The sequence below is a fragment of the Desulfatibacillum alkenivorans DSM 16219 genome (assembly GCF_900142135.1).
Classification (GTDB): Bacteria; Desulfobacterota; Desulfobacteria; order Desulfobacterales; family Desulfatibacillaceae; genus Desulfatibacillum; species Desulfatibacillum alkenivorans.
Window position 1 is genome coordinate 1 of record NZ_FQZU01000040.1, and the last position, 14,988, is coordinate 14,988.

10 protein-coding genes are annotated in these 14,988 nt (G+C 55.1%); 8 read left to right on the forward strand and 2 right to left on the reverse strand.

Features of this window, described 5'->3' with window-relative positions; all coding sequences use genetic code 11:
- Positions 1-446 precede the first annotated feature (446 nt).
- The 8 genes from BUE18_RS22420 to BUE18_RS22455 all read left to right on the forward strand — a co-directional run bounded on the left by BUE18_RS22420 (position 447) and on the right by BUE18_RS22455 (position 13,196).
- The gene (locus BUE18_RS22420; protein WP_073478399.1) at positions 447-1,298 is read left to right on the forward strand and encodes an SDR family NAD(P)-dependent oxidoreductase; all 852 of its coding nucleotides are present in this window, start codon (positions 447-449) and stop codon (positions 1,296-1,298) included.
- A gap of 413 nt (positions 1,299-1,711) precedes the next feature.
- Positions 1,712-3,268, forward strand: a complete 1,557-nt coding sequence (locus tag BUE18_RS22425) for an ABC transporter substrate-binding protein (RefSeq protein WP_073478400.1) — start codon at positions 1,712-1,714, stop codon at positions 3,266-3,268.
- An 87-nt stretch (positions 3,269-3,355) separates the two neighbouring features.
- Complete coding sequence (locus tag BUE18_RS22430; protein ID WP_073478401.1) at positions 3,356-4,330, forward strand: ABC transporter permease; 975 nt, start codon at positions 3,356-3,358, stop codon at positions 4,328-4,330.
- Complete coding sequence (locus BUE18_RS22435) at positions 4,327-5,247, forward strand: ABC transporter permease (RefSeq protein WP_073478402.1); 921 nt, start codon at positions 4,327-4,329, stop codon at positions 5,245-5,247. The genes BUE18_RS22430 and BUE18_RS22435 overlap by 4 nt, the downstream gene beginning before the upstream one ends.
- Before the next feature lie 11 nt (positions 5,248-5,258).
- Entirely contained in the window at positions 5,259-6,239 is a 981-nt protein-coding gene (locus tag BUE18_RS22440) for an ABC transporter ATP-binding protein (protein ID WP_073478403.1), read from the forward strand.
- Positions 6,236-7,258, forward strand: coding sequence for an ABC transporter ATP-binding protein (locus BUE18_RS22445; protein WP_073478404.1), 1,023 nt, complete (start codon positions 6,236-6,238; stop codon positions 7,256-7,258). The genes BUE18_RS22440 and BUE18_RS22445 overlap by 4 nt, the downstream gene beginning before the upstream one ends.
- 1,009 nt (positions 7,259-8,267) lie before the next feature.
- Positions 8,268-9,764 carry a PP2C family protein-serine/threonine phosphatase gene (locus BUE18_RS22450; protein ID WP_073478405.1) on the forward strand — a complete coding sequence of 499 codons (1,497 nt, stop codon included), beginning with the start codon at positions 8,268-8,270 and terminating at the stop codon, positions 9,762-9,764.
- 27 nt (positions 9,765-9,791) lie between these two features.
- On the forward strand, positions 9,792-13,196 hold the full coding sequence (locus BUE18_RS22455) for an adenylate/guanylate cyclase domain-containing protein (RefSeq protein WP_073478406.1): 3,405 nt from the start codon (positions 9,792-9,794) through the stop codon (positions 13,194-13,196).
- Positions 13,197-13,290: 94 nt separating this feature from the next.
- Here the strand turns inward: BUE18_RS22455 and BUE18_RS22460 are convergent, their stop codons facing one another.
- Both BUE18_RS22460 and BUE18_RS22465 read right to left on the reverse strand, forming a co-directional pair.
- Positions 13,291-14,118 (reverse strand): amidohydrolase family protein, encoded by an 828-nt coding sequence (locus tag BUE18_RS22460; RefSeq protein ID WP_073478407.1) that lies wholly within the window; start codon positions 14,116-14,118, stop codon positions 13,291-13,293.
- 70 nt (positions 14,119-14,188) lie between these two features.
- Entirely contained in the window at positions 14,189-14,626 is a 438-nt protein-coding gene (locus BUE18_RS22465) for a MarR family winged helix-turn-helix transcriptional regulator (protein ID WP_073478408.1), read from the reverse strand.
- Positions 14,627-14,988 lie beyond the last annotated feature (362 nt).

Consider the following 14,988-nt stretch of genomic DNA (forward strand, 5'->3'; position numbering starts at 1 on the left):
GTGTTTTCCTTGCTCAAGGACAACCATGGAGGCCGTCATATCCGCGTTCGCGGCCCCAAGAAGGTGATGGCGCACCTGATGTTTGGAATACTTGTAATCACAGCGACGCAGTTATTCCGCCTTACGTTGTGAGTTAGCGGTATTGGATGCGGAGTTTTTTTGGCGGCTGGGCCGTTATCAGGATAGGTGCGTGTAAAGTTGGGCGAAAAGTATGGAAAATGCGAAAAATCCGCTTCAAAGACTCTTTCGGCCGAGGGTCCAAGCCCTTGAAGCGGTTAAGATCGTCTGCGTACGGTCGTCGCCGTGACCTTTTGCAATTGGCTCGGTTTATAATCATTTTTTCACCCTTGAAACCCGTCATCCCAGCAAGGGCGATCCGTTATTTCAGGATCGTCTGCAAGCGGGAACCCAGCGTCGCCGTTTTAACCAAATCCAAGGAGAGATCCATGAACCAATTCAAGGACAAAGTCGCCATAGTCACCGGAGGCGCTTCAGGCATGGGCGAATCTTTGTGCCGGAAGCTGGCGGCTGCGGGCGCAAAGGTCATTGCAGCGGACATAGCCTTTGATAATGTAAATCGCGTGGTTGAAGACATTCGCTCCGCCGGAGGAAAGGCCGAAGCCGCATCCCTGGACGTAACCGATAAAGACGCTGTGTACGCCCTGGTGGAAGAGGTTGCGCAAAATCACGGCCGCCTGGATTATATGTTCAATAACGCTGGAATTCTTGTGGTGGGCGAAATTCGGGACATGGCGCCGGGCCAGTGGGACAGGCTTATGGCGGTCAACGTCATGGGCGTATTGCACGGAACCCTGGCCGCTTACTCCGTGATGCTTCGCCAGGGCTTCGGCCATATTGTGAACACGGCTTCCATGGCCGGGCTGATTTATCAGCCGGTGACTGCGGCGTACGTCATGACCAAGCAGGCCGCCGTGGGCCTTTCCCTTTCCCTGAGAGCCGAGGCGGCGGCCCTGGGTGTCAAGGTTTCCGTGGTTTGCCCGGGCTTGGTGGACACCTCCCTGTATACCAACTGCCAGTCCGTCAAGGCGGACGTCCAGGATGTGCTTGGCATGCTGCCTGTCCGGGCCTGCCCGGCGGATAAGGCGGCGGACAAGATTCTTTCGGGCGCAATAAAGAATAAAGCCGTGATCGTTTTTCCCCTGCACGCCCGCATTCTTTGGCGGGCCTATCGCCTTGCTCCCATTGGCATGCTTAAAGTGATGGAAGTCCTGGTCTGGGCTTTCAGAAAAAAGGCCCGCAAAGAAGCACAGCAAGGGGTTTGCATCGACGAATTATAAATAGCCTGATCCGGAAAAACAGCGGTTTCTTTAAGCCTTCCGGCCATAGCCGCGCCGGTTAAGTTTATCGTCAATTGTTGCGCTTCGCCTCACCGTAAGCAAAACGGCCTTCTTCAACTTCCGCCCAATTTTTTTTTCTTCCTGCAAAAATTTTTTCGAGGTTTTTACACAAGTTTACATGGAGTTCTCTAATGTGTATAATGCGAAAATAAGAATCAACACCAACTTAAAAGCCCGCGGCGCCGTTTTTCCTTGACCCCTGTCCTAACATTGTCTAAACACAGCGGCGGTTGATCCACGGGAGGGCGTCAATAGCTGTTTAATCCTGAAATTAAAGCATATTTAAACAATAGTGCAGTGAGGCTATGCCTGGATTTTCAACCGACCACAACTCACTTACCAGGAGGTTTGCCATGAAAAAGATTTTAATCGCTGCGTGTCTGGCCCTGTGCATCGTGCTGGCGTTCGGTGCAACGGCTCAGGCCAAAACCCTCAAGCTCGCCATGGATGCTGACCCCGTCTCGTTAGATCCTCATGTTCAGCTTTCCGGCGGAATGCTGCAATACAGCCACATGGTGTTTGATCCGTTGGTGCGCTGGACCAAGGACATGCAAATTGAACCCCGTTTGGCGGAAAAATGGGAAAGACTCGACGACCTGACCATGCGCTTTTATCTGCGCAAGGGCGTCAAATTCCATTCCGGAGCCGAGTTTACGGCCAAGGACGTGGTCTTTACCATTGATCGCCTGAAAAAAAGCCAGGACTACAAAGCCCTGTTTGAGCCCTTTACGGGCGCTTTGGCTGTGAGCGACTATGTGGTGGACCTGAAAACCACCAAGCCGTACCCCCTGGTCCTGAACATGGCAACCTATGTTTTTCCCATGGATTCCGCATTTTATACGGGAACCGATGAAAAAGGCCAGCCCAAGGACGCCATCGTTAAAATCGGCCCCTCCTTTGCCCTGACCAACGAATCCGGCACCGGCCCCTACAAAGTGACCTTCCGTGAACAAGGCGTGAAAAACGTGTTCACCCGTTTCGCCGATTACTGGGACAAAGCCTCCCCCGGCAACGCCGATGAAATCGTCCTGACTCCCATCAAGAACGACGCCACCCGCGTGGCCGCCCTTCTTTCCGGGGACGTGGATTTCATCATGCCCGTGCCGCCCCAGGATTACGAACGCATCCGCAAGGAATCCGGCGTGCAGTTGGTTACCATGGCCGGCTCCCGCATCATCACCGTGCAGTTGAACCAGAAGCGCCGTCCTGAGTTCGCCAACCGCAAGGTGCGCCAGGCCATTGTTTACGCCATCAACAACGAAGGCATCGTGAAAAAGATCATGAAGGGCGAAGCCCTGGCCGCCGGCCAGCAGGGCCCCATGGGATTCGCCGGCTACGATCCCGCCCTGGTTCCCCGTTACGACCTGGAAAAAGCCAAGACCCTCATGAAGGAAGCCGGTTTTGAAAACGGCTTTTCCTGCTCCATGATCGCCCCCAACAACCGGTACGTAAACGACGAAAAAATCGCCGAAGCCATCGTGTCCATGCTGGCTAAGATCAACATCAAGGTGAACCTCAAAACCATGCCCAAAGCCCAATACTGGGATGAATTCGACGCCCAGGCGGCTGACATCCAGATGATCGGCTGGCACTCCGACACCGAAGACTCCGCCAACTACACCGAGTTCCTGTGCATGTGCCCCAACAAGGACACCGGCTACGGCCAGTACAACAGCGGCAACTACTGCAACCCCCAGGTGGATGAGCTTGTTCTGGACTCCCAGAGCGAAACCGATCCGGCCAAGCGGTCTCAGATACTCAAACAGGTGGAACGCCTCCTGTATGACGACGCCGCCTACGTGCCCCTGCATTGGCAGAACCTGTCCTGGGCCGGCAAGTCCAATCTGGACATCGACCCCATCGTCAACGTCATGAACTTTCCCTACTTTGGGGATCTCGTGATCAAATAACCTGCACCCAAACCCCGGACCGCAAACGCGGTCCGGGGTTTTTTTCGCTGGATTTCCAACCAATAATTTAAAAATCGCGCGGTAAATATGTTCGCCTTTGTCATTCGACGCATTATTCAATCCTTGTTCGTGATTCTGGTCATCGGCTTTATCGGCTTCGCCATCAAGCACCAGATCGGCGATCCCGTGCGCGACCTGGTGGGGATTTCCGTCTCCAAGGCCGAACGGGACGCGCTTCGGGAGGAGTTGGGGCTGAACGATCCTTTTATGTCCCAGTACGTGCGTTTTATGAAAAACGCCGTCCGCGGGGACCTGGGCATGAGCTTTTTCTACAAAAAGCCCACCTTGAAGGTCATCGTCAAAAAGGCCCCCGCCACCCTGGAACTGGTTTTCGTCTCCAGCCTGATCATCATCTTTCTTTCCATACCAGCCGGAGTGTACGCAGCCATACGACCTCGAAGCTGGCTCACCCGGTTTATTATGGGCGCCAGCATTGTGGGCGTCTCTATTCCCGTCTTTTTAACGGCGATTTTATTAATCTATGTATTCAGCGTGGAGTTGGGGTGGCTTCCTTCCTACGGGCGGGGCGCCACCGTCAGTCTGTGGGGATGGGAGACCGGCTTGCTGACCATTGACGGGTGGAAGCATCTCATCCTGCCAAGCATCGCCCTTTCCTCCATCATGCTCCCTTTGTTCATCCGTTTAATCAGGTCCGAAATGATGGAAGTCCTCCAGAGCGAGTACGTCAAATACGCCTGGGCCAAAGGGCTGGCCCCCAGACGGGTGTACTTCGTCCACGCCTTTAAAAATACCTTGCTGCCCGTCATCACCGTGGGCGGGGTGCAGTTGGGAATACTCATCGCCTACACCATCCTCACGGAAACGGTCTTCCAGTGGCAGGGCATGGGCTTCATGTTTCTGGAAGCCGTGGAGCGCTCGGACACCACGCTGTTAGTGGCGTACATGATGGTTGTGGGCGTGGTCTTTGTGGCGGTGAACACCATGGTTGATATCATTTACGGGTTGGTCAACCCCACGGTCCGCATAGCAGGCAGGAAATGAAAAAATATTGGCGGCGTTTTAAAAATTCGTTTTTCTGGTTCAGCTTTCGCCGGGATCCGGTGGCCATCGCCAGTTTTTCCATCCTGGTCATCCTGGCGATTCTCAGCTTTTCCGCGCCCTGGATCGCCCCCCATGATGTGTACGAATCCTCGTCCATCGACATCATGAACTCGGAGCTTCCCCCAGCCTGGATGGAGGAAGGCTCAAGCGACTACATGCTGGGCACGGATATTCAGGGGCGGGACATGCTGTCAGCCATGCTCTACGGCATGCGGCTGTCCATCCTTATCGGTCTTGGGGCTGTCTGCCTGCAGGCGGTGTTGGGAGTGTTGATCGGCCTCATCGCGGGCTACGTGGGCGGCAAGGTGGACTCCTTTCTCATGCGGGTGGCGGACGTGCAGCTATCCTTTTCCACCCTCATGGTGGCCATCATTATATCCGCCATATTCCAGCTGGCCTTCGGCCTGGCCAAATACGAAGACCTTGCCGTGCCTTTGCTGATCGTCATCATCGGTCTGGCGGAGTGGCCCCAATACGGCCGCACGGTCAGGGCCAGTGTTCTGGGCGAAAAGAAAAAGGAATACGTGGAAGCCGCCCGGGTCATCGGCCTGCCCCGGTGGTGGATCATGTTCCGGCACATCCTGCCCAACACCTTGAGCCCGGTGCTGGTTATCTCCACGGTGCAGGTGGCCAACGCCATCATGAGCGAGGCGGCCCTGTCCTTCCTGGGCCTGGGCATGCCGGTCACCAAGCCCAGCCTGGGGTCTCTGATCAATTCGGGCTTTGAATACATCTTCTCCGGGTCCTGGTGGATCACCCTGTTTCCGGGCGTCCTCCTGGTGACCCTTGTTGTCGTGATCAATCTTCTGGGTGACTGGGTGCGCGACGTGCTCAACCCCAAACTGTATAAAAGGTAATCCAAGCGGCTATGGATCATTTGCTGGAAATTCAAAATCTGGAAGTAAAATTCCGCCTGCGCTCCGGCGAGGTCACGGCCATCAACGACGTGAGCTTTTTCCTGGATCAGGGGGAGCGCGTGGGCCTGGTGGGCGAAAGCGGCGCGGGCAAGTCCGTGACCGGCTTCGCCATTATCAAGCTGATCAGCAAACCGGGATTCATCTCCGGCGGCAAGGTGCTTTTCGAAGGCCGGGACATCGCCGGGCTTTCCATTGAGGAGGTGCGCAATATCCGGGGCAATCGCATCAGCATGATTTTTCAGGATCCCATGATGACCCTGAACCCGGTGCTTTCCATCGGAACCCAGATGACGGAAACCATCCTGGCGCACAAAAACGTCTCCAAAGCCGAGGCCCAGGCCATCGCCCTGGACAAGCTGAAAAAGGTCCACATTCCCTCCCCGGAAAAAAGGCTGGATCAATACCCCCACGAGTTTTCCGGCGGCATGCGCCAGCGCATCGTCATCGCCATAGCCCTCTTGACCGACCCGGCCGTGATCATAGCCGACGAGCCCACCACCGCCCTGGACGTGACCATCCAGGCGGAAATCATGGATCTCTTGTCCGAGTTGTGCGAGTCGGAAAAAATGGCCCTGATCCTCATTACCCACGATTTGGGCGTGGTCAGCCAGGTGACCGACCGGATCATCGTCATGTACGCAGGCCGCATTGTGGAGCAAGGACTCACCCGGGACGTGGTCTCCAACCCGCGCCATCCCTACACCAAGGGACTCATCGCCGCCCTGCCCGAAAGCCAGCAGCGGGGCAAGGCCCTGAGCCAGATCCCCGGAACCATGCCGTCTTTGACCGACATGCCCCAGGGGTGCTCCTTCCATCCCCGGTGCGAACTGGTCATGCCCATATGCAAGGAAAAAGTCCCGGAACTGATCGAATTGGATAACAAAAACGCCCTGGTTGCCTGCCACGCCCTGGCGAAAGGAGGGGCCTCATGAACACCCAAGCCAAGCCCCTTCTCAAGTTGGAGGACGTTTACAAGGAATTCGACGTCACCGGCGGCTTCTGGGAGCAGTTCCGGTGGGAAAACGGCCGCCCGGTGCGAAAAAAGGCCATCGTCAAGGCGGTCAACGGGGTTACCTTTGACATTTATCAGGGGGAAACCTTTTCCGTGGTCGGGGAATCAGGCTGCGGAAAGTCCACCCTGGCCAGGACCGTCACCGGCCTGCTGCAGCCGGAATGCGGAAAGATCTTCTATGACGGCGACCGGATAGACGATCTGTCCTACTCCCAAAAGACCCCCTACAAAAAACGCATGCAAATGGTCTTCCAGGACCCCTACGCCTCCCTGAACCCCCGGTTCACCGTCCGGAAAACCCTGGAGGAGCCCCTGTTTTTTCACTACCCGGAGCTTACAAGGGAACAGCGGCTGGATCGCATCGCAGAGGTCATGGAGCAGGTCGGGGTGCATCCCGCCTGGGCCGAACGCTTTCCCCACGAGTTTTCCGGCGGACAGCGCCAGCGCATATCCATCGCCCGGGCCCTGATGGTGGACCCGGAGTTCATCGTGGCCGACGAACCGGTGAGCGCCCTGGACGTGTCCGTGCAGGCCCAGATCCTTAATCTGTTCATGGAAGCCCAGGAAAAGCGCGGCCTGACCTATATGTTCATCACCCACGATCTTTCCGTGGTGGCCCACATTTCCACCAGGGTGGCGGTCATGTATCTGGGCAGCCTGTGCGAGCTTTCCCCGGGCGGCGAGATTTTCAACAACCCCAGGCACCCCTACACCAAGGCTCTGTTATCGGCCATCCCCAGACTGGGGGAGAAAAAGGCCAAACACATCCGCCTGAAAGGGGAGGTCACATCCCCCTTGCACCTGCCTTCTGGGTGCGTATTTCATAAACGATGCACCTACGCCAAGGAGATCTGCACCCAGGAAATCCCCACGCCCTTCACAGCGGGAGACAACGCCGCTGTCGCCTGCCACGGCGTGGAACAGGGGTGGGTGGGTTAAAAATAGTTTGGGCCAATCCATGTTTGACGTTTGAGCGTTTGTCATTTGCAGTTGCAGGGCTTACCTTGGTCAAAGCGTACTCCGCACGCCATTGGAACCCATAAAGGGCGCGGCTACAACGTGGATTGCGGCGCTTTGGTCGGCCTTCCGTTAGGGTAGCCCCGGCAGAGCAGCATCCTGCCGTCAAACTATGGGGTCAAATCTACGTTTGACGTTTGAGGCTTTTTGACTGCGATAGCTGGCATGCGGCATGTAGATGCATGGCCTGCCCAGCCCAAGACGCACTTTGCGCGTTCCAAAGGCGCCCACAGGGGGACGCGGCTACAAGGTAGATTGCGGCGCATAGGCTGCCATCCGTCCGTAGTAGGGTAGCCCCGGCAGAGCAGCATTCTGCCGGGGCGTGTGAGCACATGTCAGGCGGCCTCGTCAACCATGGAAATCAAGGAAGGTTAATCAGAAGGACGATCTATCCAATGTCGGCCTCGCTCCCATGCTGCGCGTGGGAATGCATACGGAAGTATTTGAAATCATATTTTTCTCAATGTGTTGAGGATTCATTTGAAAACCCAGGAAACAGGAATCCAATCCATTCCCTCCGGCCGCCGACCATTCCTGATTCCTGCAATTTTTAAAGGTCGCAATTAGTGTTGCCAACACAATATGGCGCCAGACCGCCGCTGTCGGCGCCGCCCTAAAAAACAATACGCCCAGGCTCTAAACAAGGCATTCCTTCCGCCTGCCATCCCTGATAGAAAGATCCTCAATTTCAAGGCTGGCGGCAACTCAGACCCTATCGTTCTTTCCCGGATGCCCCCTGGATTTTATGTTGCATATAGTCATAACTGGCAAATGTTATCAAAATGGGAATTCAGACGTGACGCCCTTAGAAAAAAGTTGAAAGGTCGGTCAAAAGAGGAGTATTTTTAAAGTACATGAAAAAAATGGGCGCTGGCCATATTTGAAGGTTGTTTATAGCTCTATGAAGCGGGACGCCTTCGAAAGAGGGCTTATGCGGGAACCGGACTTTCAGGCAGAGATCGCCGCACTCCGAAAGGAGAACGGGGCGTTGAAGGCTCAGAGCCTTCTGCTGGAAAATTTTGTGGCCATGCTGCGCGCTCCCATGAAAGACGACATGCTCTGCGCCAGCCTGCAACAAACCTTAACCCTTTCTTTGGAATTGACCGGGGCGGAGAAGGGGAGCATCTTTTTGCTTGACGGCAACGGCGCGGTCACGGACAGCATCCTTACCCGGGACGCCTCCGGTGAGGAGAAAACCGCCCTCGTCGGCCAGGTCATGGACAAAGGGCTGGCCGGCTGGGTGCTGAAACACCGGATCTATGGAATTGTGGATGACGCGGATAACGATTCACGCTGGTTGTCCATGGAAAACCAGCCATACCAAGTCGGGTCCGCGCTGGCGGTTCCTATCAAGCGGAGGGGAGCCTTCTTTGGACTTCTGACGCTCCTGCATTCGGGAAAACAGCACTTCAATCAGGCTATCGCCGAATCCATGATGGTCACCGCCGACCAGATCGCCTTGGTGCTCGAAAACATCAAACTCTATGTGGAACTGGCCGAGGCGAAAGCCTCCGCGGAGTTATATTCCTCCATCCTTGCTCGGGAACTGGAAAAGGGCCGCAAGATCCAACGGGGCTTCTTGCCCCGGAATCTCCCCCGGCTGCCCAATATGGAAATCGCCGCCTTTTTTTCCCCCGCTCTTCAGGTTTCGGGTGACTTCTACGACGCCTTTATCCTGCCCGGCGGCCATGTTTGCCTGGTTATAGGGGATGTGTCCGACAAGGGGGCGGCGGCTGCCTTTTACATGGCGTTGATTCGCAGCTGCATTCGGATTTTCGCCGTCCAGTGTTGCGAAAGGGCGCTTGCCGCATTGGGCGAAAGCGTTTCCGAATGCGGGGCGCCGACAGTCCGCCGTTCAATCCTGAAGGCCCTTGATATCACCAGCGATTATCTGGCGCAGGAGCATGGCGCCGAGGGCATGTTCGCCACGGTGTTTTTCGGCGTTTTAGATCCCAAAGGGGGCGCTTTGTCCTATATAAACGCGGGCCATTTGCCTGTTTACGTGCTTGGCGGCAAGAGCGGATTCATGGAGTTGAGCGCCACAGGGCCTGCCCTTGGCCTGCATGGGGCTGCGCCGTATGAGCCGAGGGAACTCCGGATTCATTCAGGTTCGCTGGTTTTCGGATACACGGACGGGGTTACCGAAGCCCTGTCGCCCGACGGGGAGATGTTTGGAAGGCAGCGGCTGAAGCGATTGGTTGAAAGCGCCGGCCGCCCTTCGGCGGACGAGTTGATTCAACATATTCATAGCGGCCTTTTTTCTTTCATGAATGGCGCAGGCCAAAGCGACGACATCGCCATGTTGGCCGTCTATTGGGAATCAAGGGGGGCGCCTCCAGCCCCTGATTGGTCCGGCCCCCTAAAGAAGGATGTCTCTGCGGACGCAATCTGCGCCCTTGGCTTTAATCCCTGTGTCGTGCATTTTTAATAATTGGAAGATTCCGGGAGGGAGGCCATGAAATGCATGCAATGCGGATTCGAAAATCGGCGGGAGGCAAAATTTTGCAGTGAGTGCGGCCATGCATTGGAAACCGCCTGCCCCAAATGCGGCAGCGCCCTGCGGGGCGGCGCCAGGTTCTGCGATCAGTGCGGCCATCAAACCGCAGAACCAGCGCCGATAGCTCCTCTTGACTACAATCAGCCCCAATCCTATACGCCCAAACACCTGAAAGAAAAGATCCTCACCACTCGTTCGGCCATTGAGGGGGAGAGAAAGCTGGTCACCGTCCTTTTCGCCGACGCCGCGGACTTCACCGAAATCTCCGGAATGCTGGACCCCGAGGAGGTTCACCAGATCATGGACGGGTGTTTCAGGATTTTGATGGATGAGATCCATCGATGCGAGGGCTCCATCAATCAGTTCACCGGCGACGGCGTCATGGCCCTTTTCGGGGCGCCGGTAGCCCACGAGGATCATGCGCAAAGAGCCTGCCATGCGGCTTTGGCCATCCAAAGGGCGCTCAAGGTTTATGGGGAGAAAATTTACAAAGACCTGGGAGTGGCGTTCAGGATGAGGATTGGGCTCAACACGGGACCTGTGGTTGTCAGTTCCATCGGCGACGATTTGCGCATGGATTACACAGCCATCGGGGATACCGCCAATCTGGCCTCCCGCATGGAGAGCATGGCCGAACCAGGCGAAATTTTGATTTCGCGGAACACCTACCGGCTTGTGAACCATTTTTTTGAGTGCACGGCCCTGGCTCCCGTTGCGGTCAAAGGAAAGGAGGGGTTGCAACAGGTCTACCGGCTGGAGAGGACCGGAAAGGCCGTTACCCGCATTGAAGCCTCTGCAGCCAAAGGGCTGACGCGGTTCATAGGCAGGCATAACTCGTTTGCCGCACTCTGGGAAGCCTGGGGAAAAGCCTCTTCCGGCTCGGGCCAGGCGGCCTCCCTGGTGGGGGAGGCCGGCGTGGGCAAGTCCAGAATTCTGCTGGAGTTCAAAAAAAGGCTGGACGAGCAGGGGATTACGTGCCTGGAGGGATGCTGCCTGCATTATGGCGCATCCATGCCTTATCTGCCCTTTTTGGATATTCTTAAAATCCTTTTCGGCATCGAAGAGGATGACCGTGAATTCATCGTCAAAAAAAAGATTCGGGATAAGGTGGACGGTCTGGGCGAAAATATGGCTCATATGCTCTCTCCCCTGCAGGCCCTGCTGTCTGTCGCGGTGGACGACCCGGGCTGGCTCGGCCTTGAACCTCAGGAGCGGCGCGAAAGGGCCTTTGAGGCCCTTCGGGACCTGCTGATTCTTTCCAGCCAGGATCAGCCGCTTGTTATTGCCGTGGAAGACCTGCATTGGATCGACAAAACCTCCGAGGAGTTTCTCGGCTATTTTATGGGGTGGATCGCCGCCAGCCCCATCCTCCTGGTCATTACCTACCGGCCCGAGTACACCCATCCGTGGGGAAGCCGTTCCTATTATTCCCAGATACGCGTCGACCAATTGACATCCAAGTCCAGTACGGAGTTGATTTCCGCCATGCTGGAAGGCGGCGAAGCCGTTCCGGAGCTGAGGGACCTGATTATTACCAGAGCTGCGGGAAACCCCTTGTACATGGAGGAATTGACCCGCTCATTGTTTGAAAACGGCTGCATCGCAAAGGAGGGGGCCCAGTTCGCCTTGATCGGCCGGGCGGAATCGCTGCAGGTTCCTGACACCATACAGGGTATCATTGCGGCGCGAATCGACCGGCTTGAGGAAAGCCTGAAGCGCACCATGCAGGTGGCCTCGGTAATCGGCCGGGATTTCGCCTTCAAGATTCTCCAGACCGTGACCGGAATGCGGGAAAACCTGAAAAAGTCGCTGGTGAATCTACAAGACCTTGAATTTATATATGAAAAACAGCTGTTTCCGGAACTGGAATACATTTTCAAACATGTCATGATTCAGGAAGTGGCTTACGACAGCCTTTTGATCATGCGCCGCAAGGAACTGCACGAAAAGATCGGCCAGGCAGTGGAGGAAATATACTCTGCCCGTATCGAGGAGTTTTATGAGGTTTTGGCCTACCATTATTCAAAAAGCGAAAATGCGGAGAAAGCCTGCAAGTATTTGAAGCTCTCCGGGGAAAAAGCGTCTATAAAGCACGCGAATCAGGAATCTCTCCAGATCTATAGGCAAGCATTGGAAATCCTGAAAAGCCAGCCTGAATCCCAAAAACGAAAGAAAGCCATTATTGCTCTTATCCAGCAGATGCTTCCCCCTATGGTGTTTTTGAATTATCCCGGTGACTCGCTCCGGCTTATCGAGTACGGAGAAGATCTTGCGAAGAAGATACCGGATGAAAAGGCAATGGCCGTGTTGAATGCCCGGCTGGCCCATTATTATTCATGGGCGGGAAACACGCCCCTGTCCATGGACTACGCGGAAAAGAGCATCCGATACGCCGAAGCTTCCGGCTGCATTGATTTGATGATCCGGACTGTATGCGGCATTATAAATACATATTACGTGTCCGGGAAAATCAGAAATCTTATCGAAATATCAGCACGGCTTATTAATATTATCGAAAAGCAGGCAACCCAATTCAATAAATACGATCTTCCGATCATTCCCTATCCCTATTTGTGTTCTTATGCTTCTATCGCCTTAGCCTTGCAAGGAAGATTTTCTGAGATGCAGACATATTTGGATAAGGGATTGCCCGTGGCAATGGAATCCAATCATTTGGTAACCATGGGCCATTCAAACCTTTTCTATGCATTCTCCCTGCTGATAAAAGGAGAATATGAAAAGCCCATAGAACTTGCCCAGATGAGTCTGAAATGTTTTGAGAAAGCGAATTCCCCCTTGTTTTACATCTTCGCATTGACTGCCCTGGCCTGGGCTTATTGCCTCTCCGGGGACCTGGAAACAGCTCGGGGATATTGTGATAAGAGCCTGAAAATGCATAAGGATACAGGAATAGTTTTTAACCTCAACATGCCGTATTACATATCAGCGTTGATCCATTATTACAGCGGAAACCTTTCCATGGCCAAGGCTGACGCCGAAATGGCGACAAAACTGGCGGAGGGGCAGGACAGTCTGCATACAGCGACCGTATCCGCTTTCATGCTTGCTGTGTTGCTTACCAAAATGGATCCGGAGAATTTGACAGTATCCGAAGCCATTATTTCTGAACATCAGAAAAGGATTGAACGAGAACAACTAGCTACCTTTCATGCAATTGGAAACTACAGCCTTGGCGAGTGTTACGCTCATGCCAATCAAAAAAGCAGGGCCCTGGAAAAACTCCGGATAGCCGATCAAATGTTCCATGAAATGGGCGGCATGCCGCATTTTTCGCGCCGAATCCAGGATATCTGCCAAGGCCTGGAGCCCCTATCTTCCGGAGATGACCGGCCTCATGATTGAAATGCCGAAAATGAATGCTTTTTTGAAAGCGGCGCCGGGAGGCAAGTTCCGGCTTACAGGGGGCGGCCCTTCAAAAGGCCGCCCCAGGTTCATCCTATCCCAGATTGAACACCTCCCGGGCGTTTTGGTGCAAAAAGCGCTCCTTGACGTCCTGGTCCAGGCCCAGGCTGTCCAGATCCTCCAGGCATTTGGCGTGAGGGATCATGGGATAGTTGGTGCCGAACATCACCTTTTTCTTGCCGTTGGTTTTCATGTATTGGATCAGTTCGGGCGGAAAGCGTTTGGCCGTATAGGCCGACGTGTCGATGTATACGTTGGGGTGCTTGGTGGCCACGGCGATCATCTCCTGGGTCCAGGGATAGCCGATGTGCCCGCAGACCATCTTCAATTCCGGAAAGTCCAACGCAACCTCGTCTATATAAGGGATAGGCCTGCCCGGCTCTGACGGGCGTAAGGGGCCGGTATGCCCGACTTGAAAGCAGATGGGGACGTCCAGCTCCACGCACCGGGCGTATAGAGGATAGTAGCGCCTGTCCGTGGCCGGAAGGTTCCAGAACCACTGCACCTGCCTCACTCCCACGAATCCGCGCTCCTGTATATAATAGGTCATCTCCCGCAAGGCTTCCATGGGCTGATGCAGATTGACCGAGGCCAGGCCCTTGAACCTGCCGGGGAAGGCCTGAACCAAAGACAAAACCTGCTCGTTGGAGATCAACGGGCCGCAGGGGCCATGCCAGGCGCTGAGGAGCCCCAGGCCGACTCCGGCTTGATCCATGGAATCCAGGGTCCATTCCATGGGCAGGTCCTGTTCGATCAAATCGATTCCCATCCATTTCCTTAAGGAAGCGAACATGGGGTGGTTGAGGAATTCCCTGGTGGGCTGCTGCATCCATACGTCGATGATGGGCTTTTCCGATTTCATGATGTCTCCATTTTAATTAGATGTCTAACTATTTGGGGGCGTAAAACTACTTGCGTACATGACCGTATTTTTATTGAGCGGAATGAAAATTACGCAGGGCTTTTGCCGTCAGTCCGGCCAGGACCTGTTTCTCGTGCTCATCAAAGCCTGTGTACAGCCGCTCCCTGAGCTCTTGGGAGACGGCTTCCAGGTCCTCAGCCAGTTCCCGGGCCTTGGGGGCCAGGCTCACCTGAAAGACGCGTCCGTCCTGGGGATCTCGGACCTTTTCCACGTACCCGTGCTTCATGAGCTTGCGGACCAGCACCGTGACCGTGGGCCTGGTGCGCCCGGTCAAACGGGCCAGCTCGCTCATGGTCAAGGGGCCCTGGACGTGCAATTGCCGCAGGATGACCCCATGGGAGGGCTCGATCCCCTGGACGCCCCTCTGCCTGAGGGCGTCTGTCAGAAAGCGGTGGGCGCTTTCCTGAAGCCGTGTGACGAGAAAAACAATGTGGTCCGGATTGGTCATGGCGTCTCCTGGGCGCATTTAATTAGATATCTAATTAAATGTCAAGGGTGATTTCCATCCATAAATAAAAGGTCAACGACGTTTTGGAGGCGGCAATATTTCCTAAGCACATTTTTGTATGAATCCTGACGGGACGGAGCCGGAGAGGGCGCGGACTTTTCGGCGCCGGGCGGTTTTTCCCCGGGAATGGGCGTGTAAATAAGGGGGCGACCCTATTTTGGCCTGCGGGGAGGAGAAAAGAATCTTGGGGTCTTGGGCGGCCTGGGGCGGGGGAGGGGGGTCGGGGCGGCGGCGTTGAAGGGGAGGGCCGGGTCCATTGCGTGAGAGTTTCAATTTTTTTAATAAATAAAAACAGGTAATTA